The 21,449-nt window shown below is 63.0% G+C and carries 19 protein-coding genes and 1 tRNA gene; 13 read left to right on the top strand and 7 right to left on the bottom strand.

From position 1 onward, the window contains the following. Nucleotides 1–338 precede the first annotated feature (338 nt). The 4 genes from VLU25_13660 to VLU25_13675 are packed head-to-tail and all read right to left on the bottom strand — an operon-like array spanning nt 339 to nt 2,733. Nucleotides 339–707 (bottom strand): cupin domain-containing protein, encoded by a 369-nt coding sequence (locus tag VLU25_13660; protein HSR68979.1) that lies wholly within the window; start codon nt 705–707, stop codon nt 339–341. Further along, nucleotides 700–1,572, bottom strand: coding sequence for a tRNA (adenine-N1)-methyltransferase (locus VLU25_13665; GenBank protein ID HSR68980.1), 873 nt, complete (start codon nt 1,570–1,572; stop codon nt 700–702). Before VLU25_13665 ends, VLU25_13660 begins: the two co-directional genes overlap by 8 nt. Nucleotides 1,573–1,606: 34 nt before the next feature. Next, nucleotides 1,607–2,512, bottom strand: a complete 906-nt coding sequence (locus VLU25_13670; GenBank protein HSR68981.1) for an ATP-binding protein — start codon at nt 2,510–2,512, stop codon at nt 1,607–1,609. Then, nucleotides 2,509–2,733, bottom strand: coding sequence for a thiamine biosynthesis protein ThiS (locus VLU25_13675; GenBank protein ID HSR68982.1), 225 nt, complete (start codon nt 2,731–2,733; stop codon nt 2,509–2,511). The genes VLU25_13670 and VLU25_13675 overlap by 4 nt, the downstream gene beginning before the upstream one ends. 93 nt (nt 2,734–2,826) lie before the next feature. Between VLU25_13675 and VLU25_13680 the strand changes: the two genes are divergently transcribed. From VLU25_13680 to VLU25_13700, 5 genes are all read left to right on the top strand, one after another. Further along, entirely contained in the window at nt 2,827–3,192 is a 366-nt protein-coding gene (locus tag VLU25_13680; protein HSR68983.1) for a hypothetical protein, read from the top strand. Nucleotides 3,193–3,339: 147 nt separating this feature from the next. Next, nucleotides 3,340–3,636 carry a DUF6516 family protein gene (locus VLU25_13685; GenBank protein ID HSR68984.1) on the top strand — a complete coding sequence of 99 codons (297 nt, stop codon included), beginning with the start codon at nt 3,340–3,342 and terminating at the stop codon, nt 3,634–3,636. Further along, nucleotides 3,617–3,964: a DNA-binding protein gene (locus tag VLU25_13690; protein HSR68985.1), complete on the top strand. Its 348-nt coding sequence runs from the start codon at nt 3,617–3,619 to the stop codon at nt 3,962–3,964. The genes VLU25_13685 and VLU25_13690 overlap by 20 nt, the downstream gene beginning before the upstream one ends. Before the next feature lie 810 nt (nt 3,965–4,774). Continuing rightward, nucleotides 4,775–4,850: transfer RNA gene (locus tag VLU25_13695), tRNA-Met, on the top strand. 37 nt (nt 4,851–4,887) lie between these two features. Next, nucleotides 4,888–7,494: a M1 family aminopeptidase gene (locus tag VLU25_13700; GenBank protein ID HSR68986.1), complete on the top strand. Its 2,607-nt coding sequence runs from the start codon at nt 4,888–4,890 to the stop codon at nt 7,492–7,494. A 92-nt stretch (nt 7,495–7,586) separates the two neighbouring features. Here VLU25_13700 and VLU25_13705 read toward each other — a convergent pair whose 3' ends face one another. Then, nucleotides 7,587–8,210 carry a helix-turn-helix domain-containing protein gene (locus VLU25_13705; GenBank protein ID HSR68987.1) on the bottom strand — a complete coding sequence of 208 codons (624 nt, stop codon included), beginning with the start codon at nt 8,208–8,210 and terminating at the stop codon, nt 7,587–7,589. 681 nt (nt 8,211–8,891) lie between these two features. Between VLU25_13705 and VLU25_13710 the strand changes: the two genes are divergently transcribed. Beyond that, a complete protein-coding gene (locus VLU25_13710) occupies nt 8,892–9,590 on the top strand; it encodes a helix-turn-helix transcriptional regulator (protein HSR68988.1) in 699 nt (232 codons plus the stop codon). A gap of 79 nt (nt 9,591–9,669) precedes the next feature. Here VLU25_13710 and VLU25_13715 read toward each other — a convergent pair whose 3' ends face one another. Then, nucleotides 9,670–10,473: an SAM-dependent chlorinase/fluorinase gene (locus VLU25_13715; GenBank protein HSR68989.1), complete on the bottom strand. Its 804-nt coding sequence runs from the start codon at nt 10,471–10,473 to the stop codon at nt 9,670–9,672. Nucleotides 10,474–10,602: 129 nt separating this feature from the next. Here VLU25_13715 and hflX point away from each other — a divergent pair, with 129 nt between their 5' ends. Continuing rightward, nucleotides 10,603–12,255 carry a GTPase HflX gene (hflX, locus tag VLU25_13720; GenBank protein ID HSR68990.1) on the top strand — a complete coding sequence of 551 codons (1,653 nt, stop codon included), beginning with the start codon at nt 10,603–10,605 and terminating at the stop codon, nt 12,253–12,255. Between the two features lie 282 nt (nt 12,256–12,537). Here the strand turns inward: hflX and VLU25_13725 are convergent, their stop codons facing one another. Beyond that, entirely contained in the window at nt 12,538–14,100 is a 1,563-nt protein-coding gene (locus tag VLU25_13725; protein HSR68991.1) for a PQQ-binding-like beta-propeller repeat protein, read from the bottom strand. A 70-nt stretch (nt 14,101–14,170) separates the two neighbouring features. On the opposite strand from VLU25_13725, the gene hemE reads away from it, so the two are divergent. The 6 genes from hemE (at nt 14,171) to leuC (ending at nt 21,448) form a co-directional block, all read left to right on the top strand. Beyond that, nucleotides 14,171–15,199 carry a uroporphyrinogen decarboxylase gene (hemE, locus tag VLU25_13730; protein ID HSR68992.1) on the top strand — a complete coding sequence of 343 codons (1,029 nt, stop codon included), beginning with the start codon at nt 14,171–14,173 and terminating at the stop codon, nt 15,197–15,199. Continuing rightward, a complete protein-coding gene (hemG, locus tag VLU25_13735; protein ID HSR68993.1) occupies nt 15,196–16,629 on the top strand; it encodes a protoporphyrinogen oxidase in 1,434 nt (477 codons plus the stop codon). The genes hemE and hemG overlap by 4 nt, the downstream gene beginning before the upstream one ends. Nucleotides 16,630–16,792: 163 nt before the next feature. Beyond that, nucleotides 16,793–17,338 (top strand): hypothetical protein, encoded by a 546-nt coding sequence (locus VLU25_13740; protein HSR68994.1) that lies wholly within the window; start codon nt 16,793–16,795, stop codon nt 17,336–17,338. Nucleotides 17,339–17,340: 2 nt separating this feature from the next. Next, a complete protein-coding gene (locus VLU25_13745) occupies nt 17,341–18,372 on the top strand; it encodes a hypothetical protein (GenBank protein HSR68995.1) in 1,032 nt (343 codons plus the stop codon). A gap of 109 nt (nt 18,373–18,481) precedes the next feature. Beyond that, on the top strand, nt 18,482–20,026 hold the full coding sequence (locus VLU25_13750) for a 2-isopropylmalate synthase (GenBank protein HSR68996.1): 1,545 nt from the start codon (nt 18,482–18,484) through the stop codon (nt 20,024–20,026). A 12-nt stretch (nt 20,027–20,038) separates the two neighbouring features. Continuing rightward, a complete protein-coding gene (gene leuC / locus VLU25_13755) occupies nt 20,039–21,448 on the top strand; it encodes a 3-isopropylmalate dehydratase large subunit (protein ID HSR68997.1) in 1,410 nt (469 codons plus the stop codon). Nucleotide 21,449 lies beyond the last annotated feature (1 nt).

Consider the following 21,449-nt stretch of genomic DNA (forward strand, 5'->3'; position numbering starts at 1 on the left):
TGCCGCCCGGATTCGCACCGCGCGGCAGGGCAATCCTACTTCGTGCAGGTGCTTTACTTTCTGCCAGGGCCAGTAGTGCGGTGCGTCGGAAATTTTGAGCCACCCCGTCGCGTTATTCCACGCTTTCAGCGTGCAGACCTTTGCCGTCTGAAACCCAGGGTGGCGCCGCCGTCTCGCTTGCGCTCGCCGCGGCTGACCCTGGGCTGGCGAATCTGTCCCTGTCAGGGGCAAGAACGGAGGGCCCCGGCTCAGAACTTGTGACCGCCAGCACTAGCCAGTCCCCGGCCTGGTGGGAGGCGCATCCTTGCGGCGATGGAGGGAATGGTGTTCTTCAGGTGTTAAACCCACGCCTCCTCAGCCGTGAGTTCACCGCCGGCATCCCCGGTGTTGACCGTGCCCGCAGGCTCAATCAATAGAATCGAGCACTCCTCCTCAGCCACCGGCTTGTGCTCGACCCCCCTGGGCACCACATACATCTGCCCTTCTTTCAGCTCCACCGCCCCGTCGCGGAATTCGATGCGCATCGATCCCTTGACCACCAGGAAGGCCTCGTCGGTGTCGGCATGGCTGTGCCAGACGAACTCCCCTTTCACCTTGGCCAGCTTGAAGTCGTAGTCGTTGAGGCGGGCCACTGTGTGGGGCGTCCAGTGCTTGGAAAAGCGCGACAGTTTGTCTTTGAAATCGATGGACTGGTATTTTTCAGTCATCCGATGCATCCTCCCTGGGGTCAAGGCGCAGTTCTTCCACCCGGCGGGCTCGAATGAGGAATCCCGTGTGCGCCACCATGCGGTGGGCCGGACGCACCGAACCCTCGCTCACGTCCCAGTTGCGCAGCAAAGTTTCTTCAGTCGTGATCTCGGCCCACTGCCCCGATCCCTGCAGCTCGCGCACCAGCGTGTAGACCTGCAGCGCGGTGGGCAGCCAGCACAGCAGCACCCCGGCCGGCCGCAGCGCTCTAGCCGCGTGGGCGGCAGCGTTGTGAGGCTCGGGGACGTCCAACAAAACGGCGTCCAGGCCCTCTTCGTCGATGCCTTCGTAGACGTCTCTGATTTCCACCTGGTGCCTTGCCTGAAAAGGGCCGAAAGCCGCCTCGATTTCCCGCAGCGTCTTGGCTACGTTGTCGGCGAACTCCGGCCGTTGCTCGTAGCTGATCAGTTCGCCGTCGCCCAGGTAGCGCAGCAGCACCGAGGTGGCCGAGCCCGATCCGATGCCCGATTCCAGCACCCGCCCGCCGGGGAAGATGTCGCCCCGCAGCAAGATCGGCCCCAGGTCTTTGGGATAGATGATCTGGGTGCTGCGCTTGAGCCGGCGCATGATGAACTCTTCGAAGGTCGGACGCAGGCACACGATCTCGCCCATCAGCGGACCCTTGATGCGCAGCCCGGGCGCCTTTCCGATGATGTCGGTGTGATCGATGCGTCCGGTGCGGACGTGGTGGAAGTGCTGCCTGCGGTCCAGCCGCATGATGCGCCTGCGCTGCTTGGGATCGATCAACAGGCACAGATCGCCCTCCTCAAACGGGCGCGCGGCCCTGGCCCCAGCCTCAGACACATTCTTCACCCTCTCACCCATGTCGCCATTTCTAACGTCTTGCAAAATCTCCTTTTCACCGGGCCGCCAGCTTCTCCGTCATCCGGCAAAAGGCACAGCGCCCTTCCCGCGAGGTAGGCTGCCCGCACTCGGTACAGGGCGTCAATTCCACACCCCGCTGCTCTTCAAAGGGCGGACGTCCGCGTTCATAGAAACCAAAGAGAAACTGCTGCTTGCTCCCCGGCGAACGCGATTCCAACTGGTTGAGCAGGTCCTTATAGAGATGAGAGCGGGCCCCCACCGCCTTGGGACATTCCTCAACCATATAGTCGATGCCGTTGAGGACGGCATAAGCCGCCGTCTCCCTTTCGGTGAGCCGTATCAGCGGCTTGACCTTTTTGATCAGCCCGCCGTCCCGCTCCTCCAGCACCGGAAACTGGCGCCCCAGATAACCCACCTGCCAGCGGATCATGTTGCCGAACAGCACGGCCGCTTCATCGTCCAGGTTATGTCCGGTGCAAACCACGTCATACCCGCCTTCCAGGGCCTCGCGGTTGAAGATGTAGCGTTTTGACATGCCGCAGGGCGAACAGGCGGCCCGCCGCAACTGACTGGCGGCCTGGGGAATGGTGTAGCCGTAGTCCCGGCTGAGCGTCACCCGCCGCAAGACCGTCTCCGGACGCCGGCTCACGAACTCCTCCACCTTGCGGGTCGAAGCCGGGGCGTAATCGTCGATTCCCAGGTCGATGTAGAGTCCGTCGGCCCGGTATCCGAAGCGCATCAGCGCGTCCCACAGCACCAGCGAGTCCTTGCCGCCTGAGACCGCCACCAGGATGCGGTCTTGAGGCGTGAACATCCTGAATTCCTTGATGGCCTTGTGGATCTGGCCCTCGAAGTACTCGACGAAGTGTTCCTTGCAGAATCCGCTGTTGTGGCGTTTGAGGTCGATGACGGCCCGTCCGCCGCACTTGGTGCACTTCATGTCCGACCTCCCGAAATGGCCGAGCGCACTTCGATCTCCATGCCGTTCTCGACCATTTCATCGGGCGTCAGCAGCGTATCCCCGCAGATCACGATCACGCTTTCGGGATTCAATTCGAGCTGGCGCAGAATCTTCCCTACCGACTGCCGACCCCGAAACTCCCACTCCCGCTTCTCAGGAATGGTCATCGTCACCCGGATGCCCGGTCGCCTCTCTGCCATCCTCAGACTCTAGCAGAGGAGACTCAAGACGTGCGTCTCCCCGTCCCACGGTTGCCGATTCCCGCATCCCTGTCTATACTGTAACTCGTAAATATGAGTGTCCTTTCAATCAAGCATTCACCTGCCAAACCGCCTTGGACCGATAAGCTCCCTCAAGTTCTCGCAGGTGTCGTCGCCGGCCTGTTTCTTATAACCGTGCTGGCCGTCTCGTTGTTTCCGCCCCTGGGCTGCCTGCTGTGGAAGAACGCGATGTGGGGTTTGCTGTTCGCCTTCTGTTCGCTGGAGGTGGCGTGGGGAAGCTGGATCCTGAAACATTCCCGCGATCAACCGACCCCTGCTGAGGAGCAGAGTGCTTTTCATTTTGGTCTGGTTTACATCTTGCTGGGTGTGGCCGGCTTGTTCTTCGGGTGCTATCTCTGGGTTACCTCCTTGGAATCCCTATTGATAGGTTGCTTCTAATTCACGGCAAGAGATGGTAGGAGAGGCGGAATTCGAACCCGCACCGTCTGCGTCCTAAAGACAGGATCGAATTGAGGCCATGCGGCGGGACCACCGTAGTGTTGGAGTTATTGACAACATTCGCAGGTTGTCGGTATTCTTTCCTGCATGGAGGCCGTGCTGCTGCTCCGCCGCCGGGTGATCCTTTCGCTTGACGCCTTCGTCGAGTTAGTGATCTGGCAAGTTCCCGAGCCGGTGGCTCCGTTGACGCATGCCTTCAAGTACCGGTTGGCCTATGTGGTCGATAACGAGTGTGTTGTGCGTTACGACAACGAACGTGGCAAAGGCGACCACAAGCACTTAGGAGAGAGGGAAGAGCCTTACAGCTTCTCCACGCCGAATCAGCTTCTGGCGGATTTCGCGGAGGACATCAGGAGGTGGAATCGTGAACACGGTCGTTCTTGAAGTTCGCTCGCTTGAGGAAACCTTGGCCGACGCCGAGCACACCATGGAGAGCAAACGCGCCGAGGGGGAGGCGCGTATCAGTTTTGCCACGCCCGAACTTCTTTGGCAGGTACTGACAGCCAAGCGTTGGGAGGTCCTGAAGACTCTGTGCGGAGTCGGACCGGTTTCGATCAGGGAGACGGCCCGCCGCGTCGGACGCGACGTCAAGGCCGTGCACTCCGACGTCACGGCGCTCCTCAAGGCGGGAGTGCTGAATCGCACCGAGGACGGACAAATCGAATTCCCCTACGATGCCGTGAGGGTGGAGTTCCTGCTTCGGGCTGGATAGTGTCGAGTTGACTCGCCCCCCGCAGTTTCCGATTCGTTTCGCGTCCTCCGGGGTGGTGTCCTCAACTGATTGGTGTGTAGGAGGGTACTGGGATATTTGACAGATCTACTCCAATGCCCACCTGGAGGGGCACTGTCCTGGGGCGAGGTGGATAGGACACCACCTCCCGGTACTGGGGTACCGGCGAGGACACTACCGGCGTGGTAAAAAAATTGCGAAAAAATGCGCAAAGTGGTTGACGGATGGGGATTGGCCTGTTAATTTATTCGCATCTGGTGGGTTTCGGCCAATCGTTTGCCGGTTGTTCCCTGCAAATGCTGGCTTCCCCTCGACTGGTCTGCGAAGCGGATGCGGCGCGGAATGGGTTTTACAAGCGTTCCCGACCTGTCCATGTGCGCTCCGCACCGCCGAGACCAACCAGACCCCTCTTACAACGTAAGTCAAGAGGGCCGCTCGAAGATCCGTTTCCCCGGTCTTCAAGCGGCCCTTTTGAGTTTGACCGCTCAGACTGCCAAGTTTACAAAGGAGCCGAGTTCGCGAGGGCTTGATGATCCTTGAGGGGTGGGAGGCGCATCCCTGCGGCGATCCCCACCAATGTGGCCGGAGGCCTCCTGAGCTGACTTTTCTATGAAACAGCCAGCCGTCTTCCCGGGGCTGCCTGGAGACAGAACTCACCGGGGAAGATGACTGGCGAAAACAGATCCGCAGGCGAAACTGGCGCCCATGAACTCTATCGGCGGTTCGGCACCGATCATTGCTGGCGGCGGTGGAAAAGGGTGGGGAAATGGGCTATGATGTGGCGTTCTTTGGGGCGGTGTAGCTCAGAGGTTAGAGCGAACGGCTCATAACCGTTAGGTCCAGGGTTCGAATCCCTGCACCGCCACCATCTTTCATTCCCGCCACAGTCCGCTCGGGGGCGAGACATGCAGTATGGACGCCTGGGTGCCTGGATCCTCTTGATCACCATGACCATCGGATGCGGCTCTTCACCTCCATACCTGGAATGGGAACGCGGCGTTTCGCAGCGCCTGGCCCAGGACCGCAGCCAACGCCTCAGCCAACTCCGCTATGGCATCAGCCTGCGCATCCCCGAAGAAAGAAGCCGGCCTATCGAGGGCACGGTCGTAGCGCGCTTCAACTTGAGTTCCGACGAAGGCGGACTGGCGCTGGACTTCAACGCACCCGCGCAACAGGTCAAGGAAGTGCGTGCAGCCGGCCTAGCGGTGGAGGCGGGACTCGAAGACGGACACATCCTGCTGCCGTCAAGCGCCTTGGTCGAGGGCGTGAACCAGGTCGAGGTCGACTTCATCGCAGGGGACTCGTCGCTGAACCGGCGCGACGAGTACCTCTACACCCTCTTCGTCCCCGACCGCGCCTCCACCTCGCTGCCCCTCTTCGATCAGCCCAACCTCAAGGCCCGCTTCACCCTGCAGCTCGAACTGCCCGAGTCGTGGACGGCCCTGGCCAACGGCGCCCAAGAGGAGTGCAGCGTCACCGAGCAGGGCCGCAAGCTGTGCAGCTTCGCCGAAACCGAGCCCATCCCCACCTACCTGCTGGCCTTCGCCGCGGGACGCTTTCAGGTCGAGGAGTGGCAGGGCGAGGGCTATCCGATGCGTTTCTGGCACCGCGAGTCCGACGCCCAGAAGGTCGAGCGCAACCGTGAGGAGATTTTCAGGCTGCACCAGCAGGCGCTGCAGTGGCTTGAAGACTACACCGGCATCCGCTATCCCTTCGCCAAGTTCGATTTCGCCCTCATTCCTTCCTTTCAGTACGGAGGCATGGAGCATCCCGGCGCCATCTTCTATCGCGACACCTCGCTCTTTCTGGAAGAGTCCTCCACCCAGGCCCAACAGTTGGGACGGGCTTCCTTGATCGCCCACGAGACGGCCCATCAGTGGTTCGGCGACCTGGTGACCATGGACTGGTTCAACGACGTCTGGACCAAAGAGGTCTTCGCCAACTTCATGGCGGCCAAGATCGTCCATCCCTCCTTCCCCGAGGTCGACCACGAACTGCGTTTCCTGCTGACCCACTATCCCTCCGCCCATGCCGTTGACCGCAGCGCCGGAGCCAACGCCATCCGCCAGGATCTCGACAACCTGCTGGAGGCCGGGACGCTCTACGGAGCCATCATCTACCAGAAGGCCCCCATCGTCATGAAGCACCTGGAATTGCTGGTGGGCGAGGAGGCCATGCGTGAGGGCCTGCGCCGATACCTGTCGCGCTTCGCCTACGCCAACGCCACCTGGCCCGACCTGATCGAGATCCTCGACGCCGCCTCCCCGCTCGATCTCAAGAGCTGGAGCCAGGTCTGGGTGGAAGAGCCGGGGCGTCCCCACATCCGCAGCGAGGTGGAGTGGGCGGCCGACGGCAGCGTCATCTCGCTGACCCTGCATCAGAGCGATCCCTGGGAACGCGGCCGCCGCTGGACGCAAGATCTGAAGCTCCTGCTGGCCGGCCCCTCCCAGGACTCGGCGTTCGGCCGCCGCGCTTTAATCCCGCTGCGCCTGCAGGACGCCTCCGTCGGCGTGGCTGAAGCCGCCGGCTTCCCCGCCTCGGTCATCCTGCCCAACGGAGCGGGAATCGCCTACGGACGCTTTCAGCTCGATCAGCGCAGCCTCGATTATCTGCTCCAGCACCTCGAGGAAATGGATGCGCCCTTGCAGCGGGCGGTGGCCTGGATCAACCTGTGGGAAGCCTTTCTCAATGCTGAAATCGAGAGCCAAAGCCTGTTGGCGACCGCCCTGGCCGGTCTTGAAAGGGAACCGGTGGAGCAGATCGCGGAGCGACTGCTGGCCGACCTGCAGACCCTCTACTGGAACTTCCTGCCCGCCCCGCAACGGCTCGCCCACGCCCCCGCCGTGGAGGACCTGCTGTGGAGACGCATGCAGCAAGCTGAGACGTCCTCTCTCAAGAAGACCTTCTTCGACGCCTACCTGGAAATGGCCCTTACCGACAGCGCCTTGCAACGGATGAAGGGATTCCTGCAAGAGCAGCAGGCGCCAGCCGGCGTGACGCTGTCCGATGCCGACTACTCCGCCATGGCTCTGCTGCTGGCGGTCCATGAGGTGGACGGCTGGGACGAGCTGTTGAAGCAGCAGACCGAGAGGCTGGAGAATCCGGAGCGCCGCCAGCGGCTGGAGTTCATCCGTCCGGCGGTGGACGCCGATCCGTCCCGCCGCCAAGCCTTCTTCGAGTCCCTCGAGGAGGCCCAACAGAGACGGCGCGAGCCCTGGGTCATCACCGCCTTGCAGCTACTCCACCACCCGCTCAGGGCCCAAGCCTCGCGTCCGCTGCTGCCCGCGGCGCTGCAAATGCTGCCCGAGATCCAGCGTACGGGAGACATCTTCTTTCCCAAGCGCTGGCTGGACGCGGTGCTGGGCGGACACAGCTCCGGGCAGGCGGCTGAGGCCGTGCGCACCTACCTTGAAAGGTCTCCCGACCTGCCCCAGCGCCTTCGCGGCAAGGTGCTGCAGAGCGCCGACCTGCTCTTTCGGGCCGCCCGCCAAAGCCCTCAAGAGCAGCCGTGAAACAAGAAGGGGCGCACCGCCTTGCAGCAGGCGGTGCGCCCCTCTTACAAACCTCTATGAACCGGTCAGCAGGAACCGGTTCGAGTAGCCGCTTAGCTGGCGCGACGTTCCTTTTTCTTGCCGCCGATCGAGAAACGCTCTTCCAGCAGCTTGCGGGCATTGTCGATCTTGGCGGCGAGATCCGCATCTTCCTCGGCCCGATCCTTGACCCGCCGGGTCAAGTGGCTCATGGAGGAGATCGACACTCCCAGCGAACGGCACAGGCCGGTCATGCTCAGGTGCCGGATGTCCTTGATCAAGAGGGCGGCGGCGCCGCGAGCTTCAGTCAGGCGCGACCAGCGGGACTGCGACATGAACTGGTCCTTGGGGATGTCGAAAGATTCGCACACCGCTTCGTAGACGTCGTCCAGCGTGACGTCGCGGGGCGTGCTTTCCATGGCCTCGCGGACCACGTCCTGCAAGAAATCGTCGTCGATGACCTGTTCGGAATCGACGTCGGCGCGCGGCCACACCTCGGTGACCTCAGCCTTCAACACCTGCAGAATGCGGAACAGATTGTCGAGATTGATCTTGTACCAGCCGTTTTCCAGGCAGCTATAAGAACCGGGCGCAATACCGGCCCGGCGAGCGACCTCTTGTGAGGTCATCTTCTTGGCCACGCGGATCTCGCGCAGCCTGTGTCCAACGTAATTGTTAATTCTTCCCTTTGATCTCATAATCCCCTTCCCTTTGCGATTCGATTCACTTCCCACGAGGTTCCACGCACCCTACGCGGCCCCCCGGCGACGCGGCGGCTCGAGGCACACCCGCGAAACCAAAACGGCTCGGTTTCAACCGCCCGTCTATCGATATAGCGATATTGTACACGGACGTCATCACTATAACAATAAGAAAATGAGGAGTGTCTAGCATCTTTGCACTTTTTCCATGGAAAAGATCGATCAAATCAATGATGTCCACCATTTCCAGCAAATGTTTGTAGCCTTCACATCCTAAGTGATGCGAAAGCCGGCGCATCGTTGCTCCTACTCCGATTGTTCCTGCTCTTGGAGACTTTGCCCGTAGCTCCCCCTCATCCGTCTTTTCGGCCAAAAAAACTCGAATCAATAGGTTTTTTCGCCTTCAACAATGTCTAAGACGAAGGGGAGTGAAAATCGATCCGAAAAATTGCTCATCCCAGAGGCAGCCGTCAAGGATGAGAGAGCCCAAGAGTCCCGCGACGGTCCCTCTGCATTCCTTGTTGAACCTGACAAGGCAGTGCTTTTTCTGATTGAATAGGACACGCCGTTTGTCGGAGATGGTTTGCTGAGAATCGGCTATAGTGTTGTCGGAACTTGGAAGGCCGTCACATTTGTTGCATTGGGTGAGTCATGCTCAAGCAGAGTCGCAGGAGTGAGATGACGTTGGGGTCGTACTTGCGGCTGCGCAGGGAGGAAGCTGGATTAACGGCTTGGCAGGTCGCCAAGAGCAGCCAGTCCTTCGACAAGGCCCACCGCATCAGCCAGTCCTATCTCTCAGAGATCGAGAACAACGGCAAGATGCCTTCTCCCCTCAAGCTTCTCACCCTGGCCCGCCTTTACGGCATCACTTTGGCTGAGATCTTCCAGGTGCTGGGGGCCAGCGACGAACTGACCGGGGTGGTCCTCAACAGCTCCAGCGCCGAGAGGCTTCTCTATCCCGACTTCGAGTCGCGTGGCATTCATCGCCAGATCGAAGACCTGATCCGCGCGGGTCTGAGCCAGCCCTTGAAGAAACTGACCGACGAGTTCCAGTCGCTTATCCGTGAGCAAAGGGCCTCGATGTTGGAGGTGATCAAGGACAACAGCGCCGAGGCGGCCTGCGTGCTGGCTGATCGCGACGTGCTGGTGGAGTACCGCATCTCCCCCCGGGAACTGGGCGCATTTAGACGAGGAGAGGTGCCGTCCTCCCGAGAGTGGACCAGCTTCTCGGAAGGGGAGCCCGGCGACTTCGTCATTGCCCTGCACATGAAGAACCCGCGCCTCAAGCAGCCGGTCGAGGCCACCATCATCGTCCCCATGGTGCGCTGGTGGGCCGCCTACAAGAGCGTCATTCGGCGCCTGGAGCGCAGGCTTTGAATCCGTTCAAGGCTTGCCGTGGGCCGGCCCCGAAATCGCCTGCGGGGCATGGGCGGCGGGCCCGGGGGAACCGGGAAGACTACTTCACTTTCAACCGCACCTTGCTTCCCCTTTTGGCCCCCAGCAGACGGGCGGCGGGCTGTTTCAGGGCGGCCAGTTCGAAGTAGCCGCTGCTGCCCACCAGGGATACCACCTCATTGGGTTGCGCCTCCGAGTAGTAGCGGCAATGGCGCCTGATCTCGGCCTCGCCCAGGTGGAAGGCGGCGGGGCTCGTCTGGCGCTCCACCAGCCGCGACACCTCCTGGGGACGCAGGTTGGTGATCACGTTGCCGAATTTGTCGATGTGCAGCACGATGCCTTCGACTTCATCGTCGGACACCTTGCGCGCCCCCGGCAGGGAAAGCCGCTTGTAGTCGTCCACTTCGGGTCCGAACTTGTCGATTTGAATGCCGTGGGCCAGCGATCCGGCCACGGGACCGAAGATGTCGCGTCCGTGGAAGGTTGGCGAGACCGGCTGACGGAAATAGTGTTCAGACTCGATGGAGACGACGCGGTTGACCTCTTCGCGCTGGTAGATGAGCGAAAGCACGCCGTTGTCGGGACCCACGAAATAGCAGTTCTCGGTGCTCACCACCAGGGCCCGGCGCGAGGAACCCACACCGGGATCGACCACCACCAGATGGATGGTGCGCGAAGGGAAGGTCCGGTAGGCGCTGTCCAGCGTGAACGCCGCCTCCAGCAAGTCGTGAGAGGCGATGTCGTGGCTGATGTCGACGATGCAGGCGTCGGGACAGGCGCTGAGGACGGCGCCTTTGACGGCCCCCACGTAGTACTCGCGGGTTCCGAAGTCGCTGAGGAAGGTCACGATGGGTTGACGCGTCATGCATCCAAAGATACGGCAGCCACGACTTATTGACCAGCCCCCGCAGCGCCGCAAATCGCGGAGAAAGGCGATTTCAGGCATACTGAGGGAGAGGAGGAAAAGACCATCGCCCACACCATTGACGGCAATTTGAAGGGCATCAAGACCTCTGAGCGCCGAGCTTTAGAGCGGACCTACCGTCGCCGTGTGCCTTCCCACCAGGTGGTGTCGCCCGAACTGGCTCGTCATCTCGCTTCCATCTCTCACCAACTGGGCCGCCAGGTGGGGGTTCTGCTGGCCCGCGACGGCACCGTGGAGAACGTCATCGTCGGTGACGCCTCCCAGTTGGAGATTCCCGAAATCGGACGTTTGCGCGGCGGCGTGGGACGTTTTCGCGGACTGCGTTTGGTGCATACCCACCTCAGGGGCGAAGACCTGACCGCCGACGACCTGAACGACCTGTGCCTGCTGCGCCTGGACCTGGTGGCCATGATCGAGGTGCTCGAGGACGGCGACGCGGGACGCATCGAGCTGGCCCATATTCTGCCGGGCCAGGACGACGAAGAAGAGCAGGGCGAGCCCTTCCGGCGTATCTCGGCCAAGAGCGTCTTCGATCTGGACTTCTATTTCGAGGCCGAAATTCTGGCCCTGGAGGACGAGTTCTCCAAGTTCGTGGGCAAGCCCGGCAAGACCAGGAAGGAAAGGGTCCTGATCGTCGCCCTCAGCCCTCAGGACGAACTCGTGCAGGAAACCATCGAACTGGTGCGCTCGGCGGGCGTGCAGATCACGGCGCTGCTGCGCCAGAAGAGGCGTCATCCCCATCCCAAGACGGGCGTGGGTGCGGGCAAGCTGCGGGAGATCGTGCTGGAGGGAATGAGGCGCCGGGCTGACGTGGCCATTTTCGATTGCGATCTTTCGCCGGCCCAGGCCAGGGCCTTCGAAGACGCCACCGGAATGAAGTGCGTTGACCGCACCCAGTTGATCCTCGACATCTTCGCCCAGCGGGCCCGCAGCCGCGACGGCAAGCTGCAGGTGGAACTGGCCCAGCTCAAGTACGACCTGCCCCGCCTGACGGAAAAGGACGCCGGGCTCTCGCGGCTGACGGGAGGCATCGGCGGACGGGGTCCGGGCGAAACGGTGATGGAAATCGGGCGGCGGCGCATCCGTGACCGCATCCGCCGGCTGGAGAAGAAGATCGATCAGCTTTCCAGGCAACGCGACCTGAGGCGGAGCCGCCGCCGCAAGGAAGGCCTTCCCGTGCTTTCCATCATCGGCTACACCAACGCCGGCAAGAGCACCCTGCTCAATGCCTTGACCGACAGCGACATCGAGGCCAAAGACCGCCTCTTCATGACTCTCGACCCCACCTCGCGGCGGCTGCGCTTCCCGCGCGAGCGGGAGGTGATCATTACCGACACGGTGGGATTCATCCGCGACCTCCCCGAAGACCTGGTGGCGGCCTTCAGGGCCACCCTGGAGGAACTCTCGGAAGCCGATCTGCTGCTGCACGTGGTGGATGCCTCCGACGAGTACCTGGAAGACAAGTACGAGGCCGTGGAGAGGCTGCTGGCCGACCTCGACCTCAACGAGGTTCCCTGCCTGACAGTGGTCAATAAATGCGACCTGGTGGACGATGAGCGGGCCGAAGCCGTCTCGCGGCGCTACCGGGGGGTGGCGGTTTCGGCCGTCCAGCGCCAGGGGCTGCGGGCCTTGCTTGAAGAGGCCGAGCAGCGCATCGACGCCGACCTCGATCCCGATCCCTCTCCCGCTGCCGTCGACTCCACCGCCAACAGCCCTGCTTGAAAGGTGGGAGGCGCATCCTTGCGCCCTCCTTCGCCAGGGCTATGAAGGGCTCCGCGACGAGTCAACGGTAGCGGCTGCCGAGAGGATTCTTGAATGGTGGAGGCCCATCCTTGCGGCGATCCCCACCAGAGTGGCCGGAGGCCTCCTAAGCTGACTCCTTTGTGAAACAGCCAGCCGACCGCCCCGGGGGCGGCCATCTTGCAGCACTGCCTCCATCGCCGCAAGGATGCGCCTCCCACGGGACTTGCTTTCACCTTGGTCCTTGGCCTCCTGCGGCTTGCTTCACTGGGCGGGGATCAGGTTTTCGTCTATGGGGAGGCGGAAGGCGGCGGCGTTGCGGTGGTCGCGCACCAGCAGGATGTCTCCCGCCAGTGCCGGCGGATTCCACATCTTGGCGCCCTCCAGGGCGCGGAAGCGCGCCAGCTCCACCAGGCGGCTGGAGTCGGGTCGGATGAGCACGACCTCCCCTCCCTCGGTGGTGGCCAGCAGCAGATCGCCGACCAGCAGCAATTGTCCGTGGCCATAGCGTCCGGCCTTCCACCGGCGGCTGCCGTCGCTGGGGTCGATACAGGTCATGATGCCGTCATCGAGCCCGTAAATGAAATCGTCGAAGAGGATCATGTTGGCGAACTTCGACTTGAGGCGGATGCTGCGGTAGGCGCGCGAAACCGTCCACTTCCCGGAACCGTCGGCCACCACCCGGAAGAGTTCGCTTCCCATCCCGTATCCTCCCGAAACCAGCACCAGTTCATCCGAAACCACCAAGGGCTGGGCGGCGCGCGGGGAGCTTCCTTCCAGCCTGGTCTCCCACAGCAGCGTACCGTCGGACGGCTCGTGTCCAGCCAGCGTGCCGGCGTTGCAGGCCAGTATCTGGCGTTTGCCGCCCAGCACGGCCAGGGCGGGGGAAGCGTAGGAGGGAGAGGCTGTCCCCGCCGCCCAGCGGAACTCCCCCGAGAGCTTGTCGAAGGCCGCCAGGGCCGAGCCTTGGCCTCCCGGGTTGACCACCACCAGGTCGTCCACGATGAGCGGGGAGGCGGCCCGCCCGTATTCCTGCGAAGAGGCGTTGGCGAATTCCTCCTCGATGTTGATTTGCCAGAGCAGCCGTCCGCTTTGAAAGTCGAGGCAGGTCAGCAGCCCGGTGGCGCCCAGCGTGTAGACCCGTCCCTGGTGCAAGGTGGGAGTGCTGCGGGGACCGGCTCCCGCCACGGGATTCTGGAAGGACACCCAGTCGCCGTGAGTCCAGAAGATCTTGCCGTTGCTCAGGTTGTAGGCCACCACCGTTTCCTGTTCGTCGCGCTGCTCCAGGGTGACGGCCACGCCGTTGACTACCGCGAATCCCGACCATCCGGCTCCGATGGGTTGGTTCCACAAAAGCTGAGGCGGCTGAGTTTCCCAGTCGGCCAGCAGTCCGCGGGCGGGAAGGCGGCCGTCGCGCTCAGGTCCGAGATACTGGGGAAAGTCGAAAGGACCGGGCTGAAAGTCGCCGATGCTTTCGCGGCTTCGCTCGGAGGCGGCGTCGGTTTCGCTCCAACGCCAGGCGAGTTGGGGCACCAGGTTTCCTGAAACGCCGTCATAACGGAACATGACGCCGGTCAGCAGGACCAGTCCGGCCAGCAGCCCCAGACCCTTGAAGCGGGTCCACCAGCGGACGCCCGAGAACAAGATCCACCACAGCAAGAGCGCCATCGATGCCAGGACCACGACAACCGCCGTAGACATGACACGGTCTTGTTGGCTGGGCATTTCGGCGATATTCCAGATCCAGGCCAGAAGTCCGGCTGCCAGGGCCAGCAGCAAGGCCGCCGGCCACCAGCGCAAACGCTTGGGGGACGAAGTCGGTGGCATGCGACCAGTTTACCCCATCGCTGCCGCACCTCGCTCTCCCGTCTCGATTAGTGGTAACGTATGCGGCGCTATGGACCAACCACGCTTTCTCAAGGCGTGTCGCCGCCGGCCGGTCGACCGCATTCCCGTCTGGATGATGCGCCAGGCCGGCCGCTACATGGCCGAGTACCGAGCCTTGCGCAAGCGATACGAAATGTTGGAGGTGTGCAAGACGCCGGAACTGGCCTTGCAGGTCACCATGCAGCCCATCAAGCGTTTCGACCTGGACGCAGCCATCATCTTCGCCGACATCCTGCTCCCTCTTGAAGGCATGGGCGTGCCCTTCGGGTTCGAGCCCAACCACGGTCCGGTCATTCACGATCCGGTCGACAGCCTGGAAAAGATCGATGCTGTGCAGGTGGCCGAGATCGAGGAGTCGCTGGGCTACGTGCTCGAGGCCATCCGTCTGGTGAGGGCCGAACTGGACGATTCCATCGCGCTGATCGGCTTCGCGGGGGCGCCTTTCACCCTGGCTTCCTACATGATCGAAGGCGGCGGGTCGCGCAATTACCTCACCACCAAGCGTCTCATGTTGACCCATCCGCGGGCCTGGCATCGGTTGATGGAAACGGTTTCCGAGACCACCTGGCGCTATCTGGCCGCTCAAGCCGAGGCCGGGGCCCAGGCCCTGCAGCTCTTCGACAGTTGGGTAGGCTGCCTTTCGCCCCGCGACTACGACGAGTTCGTTTTTCCTCATGTGCGCTCCATCTTCCAGCGCCTGCAGGACAAAGACGTCCCGCTCATCTATTTCGGGACCAATACCAGCACTTTGCTGCCGCGCATGAAGCAGAGCGGTTGCAGCGTGTTGGGCGTGGATTGGCGCCTGCCCCTCGAGCAGGCTTTCGAGCTGGCTGGAGACGAGTTGGCGGTGCAGGGCAACCTCGACCCTGCCGCCCTCTTCGCTCCCCGTCAGGCCCTCTTGCAGCAGGTCGAGGCCATCCTGCAAGAGAGTCGCGGACGCAGGGGCTACATCTTCAACCTCGGTCACGGGATTCTGCCCGGCACTCCGGTGGAGAACGTGGAGGCCGTGATCGACTACGTCCACGCCTCCGGCTCATGAGCGCTTCCTCCCCGAGTCCGCCCCAGGAGCGTGCTCCCCGGCGCATCGCCGTGGTGGGCGGAGGGATCAGCGGACTGTCGGCGGCCTACTTTCTCTCCCGCCCGCCCGGCGCGGCCCAAGTGACGGTCTTTGAAGCTTCCTCTCATTGGGGCGGCATTATCGTCACCGAAGAAGGCGGAGGATTCGTGATGGAGGGCGGCCCTGATTCCTTTCTGGCGGCCAAGCCCGAGGCGGCCGAACTGTGCCGTCAACTGGGCTTGCGGGACGAGCTGATGGAGACGCGTCCCAGCCATCGGCGCTCCTATACCTGGTGGGAGGGGAGCTTTTATCCGCTGCCCACCGGCATTCTCAATCCCCCCATCAGGCTCCGGGAGCTGGCCGGCAGTCCGCTGCTCAGCCCGCAAGGACGTGAGCGGGCGGCCCGCGAGCCCGAGATTCCCGCCGGGGGCGGAGAGGACGAGTCGGTGGGCGATTTCTTCCACAGGCGCTTCGGAAGGGAAGTCGTCCGCCGCATCGCCGAACCGCTGCTGGCCGGCGTCTTCGGCGGAGGCGTGGACGAGATCAGCATGCAAGCCGCCTTTCCCCGCCTCTGCCGTTACGAGCAGCTTCACGGCTGCCTGTGCCTGCGGGACACTTCCGACCAAGCCGCCGAGTCCCGGGAGGCCGCGCCCTCCAGCCCGTTCCTGACCCTGCGCGGAGGTCTGGCCACGCTGGTCGAAGCCTTGCTGCGCGATTGCCGCCGCTCGGGGGTAGAGCTGCGCTCAGGCCGGCCCGTGCAAGCCCTCCGGCCTGCCCGCCGAGAGTCGCCCCCGGCGCCCTTCCTTCTCGATCTCGAAGAAGGGGAGGAAGCGTTCGACGCGGTGGTGATGGCCCTGCCCGCTCCCGCCTCGGCCAAACTCTTGGCGCCGGCCTGGCCCGACCTGGCCGACGCTCTGGCCTCGGTCGACTACTCGCCCGCCGTCCTGGGCGCGTTGGCCTACAGCGGCGAGGTGCCGCAAGGACGGCCCGGAAGCGGCTTCATCATCCCTCCCTCGGCGGGACGCGACCTGCTGGCCTGCACCTGGGTGCATCAGAAGTGGCGCCGGCGCGCTCCCCGGGGACATTCGCTGCTGCGCGGCTACCTGGCCGGAGAGCCCGCCCGCAGGATGCTGCAGGCCGAGGACGCGAAGGTGATCTCGCTGCTCCGGCGCGAGTTTCTCGATCTCATGGACGTCCGCCAGGACCCGGTCTTGAGCCGTGTCTGGAAGCTGCCCCAGGCGCTTCCCGTCTATCGCCTGGGGCACCGCTCCCGCATGGCGGCGCTGAAAAAAGGCCTGCAGGAGGTGAAGGGTTTGACCTGCATCGGCAATTATCTGGACGGCGTGGGCCTTCCCGACTGCATCCGTCAAGCCCGCCAAGCCGCGCGGGCACTGGCCTCGGATGCATCCTGAGAGGACGCTACAGTACCAACGCCTATCGCTTTTTGTGTTAAAATTGAGTGCTGTCGTTGCAATTCGTCCGAAATCCTTCTAGCTCGCGGAAGTGATTTTTCGGGGTCCATTTTTAAACGCTTTGACAGGGTTTCCCATCTACATGGGGTGAGGCAGAGAAGGTATGAAACGAATCGGACTTGCATGGATGGCGGCTTTGACCCTGGCCTGGGCGGCGCCCGCGCTGGCGGCGGCCGACGATTGCGGCGGCTTGGCCGCCAATCTCGATTTGCCGGTCAAGGCCAAGACCACGGGCAAACCCAAACACATCCGTTGGGGCTTGGTCAACAAAGTGGTCCATGAAGTCCGGGAAGCGGCCCGGGAACGAGGTTGCCGCCTCACCTTCGGGCAGGTTTTCGCTCCCAAAAAGGGCGACGTCTACTTCCCTCTGCTGGACAGCGTGTTGCGCACCGCTCCCGAAGAGGAGTTGGTGGGCGTAAGCGTGCACTACGCCGAGGACGGCGAACGGGTGGGAGCCTATTCCAACCGGGTCGTTTTCGAGAAGACCGCTTATACGCAGTACTACTTCCAATTCACGGGGCCCGAAGGCGACTTGAGGGCCGCCAACCGCAACTTGATCGACATCGCTTCCAACCGGCCTCTCTACGTGGTTCCCTGGAGCGAGATCAAAGACAAGGCGCTGGTGGCCCCTACGCCGTCGGAAAGATGATTATGGGGGGAGTCGCAGCATATCGGGGCGGAAAGAGGACGGCGTGGGTCAGGTGCGTCCTGTGTCTGCTGGCGGGGGGCCTGTTGTGCTCTTCGCTGTGGGCGGCTCCCCAGGACCCTTCCCAGGCGCCCTCACAGTCCCAGAGTTCGAACGCGGGCGCCGATGATCCCGCCAGCAAGACCTACCAAGCAGCCTACCGCAACGGCTTCGAGAAGGGACTCTTCGAAGGCGGCTCCGACCGGCGCAACGACAAAGCCTACAACCTGCGGGACAATAAGGTCTATCGCCAGGCCAAGAGCGGCTATGTCGAGGGAGAGCACGACCCCGACGTCTACTATTCGGCCTTTCGGCGAGGCTTCAGGGAGGGTTACGAGAAGGGCTTCCGTCCACCGGCGGCCGCCGACGAGCCGACCCCTCGCCCGCGTCCGCTGGAGCCCGCGGTGCGGGCCAAGGACAGCGGCCCGGAAGAATTCGTCCTCAACGCCGGCATGGAAATAGCGGTCAAGTTGCTCGACACCCTGAGTACGCGGCGCAACGAGCGCGGAGATGTCTTCTTGGTTGAAGCCGTCAACGACATTCACTCGCGGGGACGCCTGGTGATTCCCCAGGGGACGCCCATGCAGGGCAGCGTGGCCTGGGTCAAGCGTCCAGGGCGTATCAAGGGCGAGGCCGAGTTGAAGTTGCGGTTCGAAGAGATCCTTTACGGCGAAGGAAAAAGCGTGCCCATCAGCGCCTCGCTGGTCTCGGTGGCCAAGGACGGCAAGAAGATCAAGGACGGCGAAGGCACCGTAGCCGGAGGCGGAGGCAACGACGCCAAGACGGTGGGCGCCAGCGCCGGCGTGGGCGTGCTCATCGGCATCCTCACGGGCGGCAAACGGGGCGGCGTTATCGGGGCCGGCGCCGGAGCGGCGGTAGGACTGGGCGGCGTCTTGATCCGCCGCGGACCCGATTTGACGCTGGAATCCGAAACCATCCTGGTCATTCGCTTCGACCGGCCCGCCACCGTACCCTTGCCATCCCCCCAGGCCGACTGAGGCCGCGCGTTTGCCCCGCCCCCTTCACAGAGCCGCCTGCGATCGGCTATCCTTTGACCTCGCGCCCTCTCGCTGCTACTCTGCGGCATTACGTCCGCGAGGGGGAGTTATGTCTGAAAAGATCTACGTCTTCGATACGACATTGCGCGACGGCGAGCAGTCTCCCGGCTGCTCCATGAACCTGGAAGAAAAGCTCAAGATGGCCCGTCAGCTTGAGAGGCTGAACGTGGATGTCATCGAGGCCGGCTTTCCCATCGCCTCTCAGGGCGACTTCGAAGCCGTCAGGGCCATTGCGGCTGAGATCCGCCGGCCTGCCATCGCGGGTTTGTGCCGGGCCAACCCCAAGGACATCGAGCGGGCCTGGGAGGCCCTCAAGAACGCCGCCAAGCCGCGTATCCACACCTTCATTGCCACCTCTGACATCCATCTCCAGCACAAACTGCGCAAGACGCGCCAGGAGGTCCTCAAACAGGCGGTGGAAGCCGTGCAGATGGCCCGTCAGATGTGCTCCGAGGTGGAGTTTTCGGCGGAAGACGCCACCCGCAGCGATTTCGACTACCTGGTGGAGGTCTTTGAGGCCGTCATCGAGCAGGGAGCCACGGTGATCAACGTGCCCGATACGGTGGGCTACTCCGAGCCGGAGGAAATCAGGAATCTCTTCGCCCGCCTCATCGAGGCCGTCCCCAACAGCGACCAGGCCATCTTTTCCTGCCATTGCCACAACGACCTGGGGCTGGCGGTGGCCAACTCGCTGGCAGGCATCCGGGGCGGCTGCCGACAGGTGGAATGCACCATCAACGGCATCGGCGAACGGGCCGGCAACGCCTCGCTGGAAGAAATCGCCATGGCCTTGCGTATCCGTTCCGACGTCCTGCCTTACCACACCGACATCGTCAGCGAAGAGATCGCCCGCACCAGCCGCCTGCTCATCAACCTGACCGGATCTTTCGTGCAGGCCAACAAGGCCATCGTGGGCCGCAACGCCTTCGCCCACGAAGCCGGAATTCACCAGGACGGCATGCTCAAGAACGCCCAGACCTACGAGATCATGACGCCCCAGTCGGTGGGGCTCACCGAGTCCAAGATCGTGCTGGGCAAGCATAGCGGACGTCACGCCCTGGCCAAGAAATTCGAGGAACTCGGATACACGCTGGACGCCGAACAGCTCAAGCGGGCCTATTTTTTCTTCACCAAGCTGGCCGACCAGAAGAAGGAAGTCTACGACGAAGATCTCATCGCCATCATCCAGGACGGCATGAAGATCATTCCCGACACCTACAAGCTCAAGTACATCCACTCTTCGGGCGGAAACCAGAAGCTGGCCGTGGCCATGGTCGAGCTGGTCAAGGGCGATGACGTGTTCGTGGAATCGTCCCACGGCGACGGACCCATCGACGCCTGCTACAGGGCCATCGACCGCATCACCGGCAGTGAAGGGCAACTGCTCGACTACACGGTCAATTCGGTGACCCGGGGCAAAGACGCCCTGGGCGAAGTGTTCGTGCACGTTTCCATCGGAGGGCGCAGCTACACCGGCAAGGCCGCCAGCGTCGACATCTTCGACGCCAGCGCCCGGGCCTACCTCAACGCGGTCAACAAGGCCCTCTACGAGCACCGCAGGCAAAGAGAAAAACAACAGGCCGCTTCGGCTTGAGGCTTCAACATAATGCCCAAGACGCTTTTCGAGAAGATCTGGGAGGCCCACGTGGTTCACCAAGAGCCCGGCCGTCCCACCCTGCTTTACATCGACACCCATCTGGTCCACGAAGTGACTTCGCCCCAGGCCTTTCAGGGGCTGCGCCTGGCCGGGCGCAAGGTGCGGCGTACCGACCGCACTTTCGCCACCATGGATCACAACGTTCCCACCTGGGAGCGTTCGCGGCCCATCACCGACCAGATCGCCAAGGCTCAGATCGAAGCCTTGGAGCGCAACTGCCGCGAGTTCGGCGTGCCCCTTTACGGACTCGACAGTCCGCGCCAGGGCATCGTTCACGTCATCGGTCCCGAGCTGGGCATCACCCAGCCCGGATCGACCATCGTCTGCGGCGACAGCCATACCTCGACCCACGGAGCCTTCGGCGCCCTGGCTTTCGGAATCGGCACCAGCGAAGTCGAGCACGTGCTGGCCACCCAATGCCTGCCTCAGACGCGTCCCAAGACCTACCGCATCCAGGCCGACGGCGTCCTTCCCTCCCGAGTGACCTCCAAAGACCTGATCCTCTTCATCATCCGCACCATCGGCACCGACGGCGCTACCGGCTGCGTGATCGAGTACTGCGGGGAGGCGGTGGAAAAGCTCTCCATGGAAGAGCGCATGACGGTCTGCAACATGTCGATCGAAGGCGGGGCCCGGGCGGGCATGATCGCTCCTGACGACACCACTTTCGAATATTTGCGGGGACGCCCCTTCGCTCCTCAGGGAGAGGACTTCGACAAGGCCGTCGAAGGCTGGCGCCAACTGGTTTCAGACCGGGGCGCCCTCTTCGACCGCACCCTGCGCCTGGACGTCTCGGACTTGGCTCCCCAGGTCAGTTGGGGCACCAGTCCCGGCATGGTCACCGACGTCACCGGAAACGTGCCCGACCCGGCCCAGTTTCAGGACGAGCACCAGCGCAAGGCCGCTCAGAGGGCTCTCGACTACATGCAGCTTCGCCCCCAAATGCCCATCTGCGACATTCGCCTTGACCGGGTTTTCATCGGCTCCTGCACCAACAGCCGCATCGAAGACCTGCGGGCGGCGGCAGCTTACGCCAAGGGCCGGCGGGTGGCGGCGGGAGTCGGCGCCATGGTGGTGCCGGGGTCCCAGCAGGTCAAGAAACAGGCCGAGGCCGAAGGGTTGGACCGCATTTTCAAGGAGGCCGGGTTCGATTGGAGGGAGTCGGGATGCAGCATGTGCCTGGGCATGAACCCCGACATCCTCAGTCCCGGGCAACGCTGCGCTTCCACTTCAAACCGCAACTTCGAAGGCCGTCAGGGCCGGGGAGGACGGACCCACTTGGTCAGTCCGGCTATGGCCGCCGCCGCCGCCGTGGAGGGCCGCTTCGTGGACATCCGCGAGTGGAAAGAGGAGGTCTGAG

The organism is Acidobacteriota bacterium (assembly GCA_035471785.1).
Taxonomy (GTDB): domain Bacteria; phylum Acidobacteriota; class UBA6911; order RPQK01; family DATIPO01; genus JANQFM01.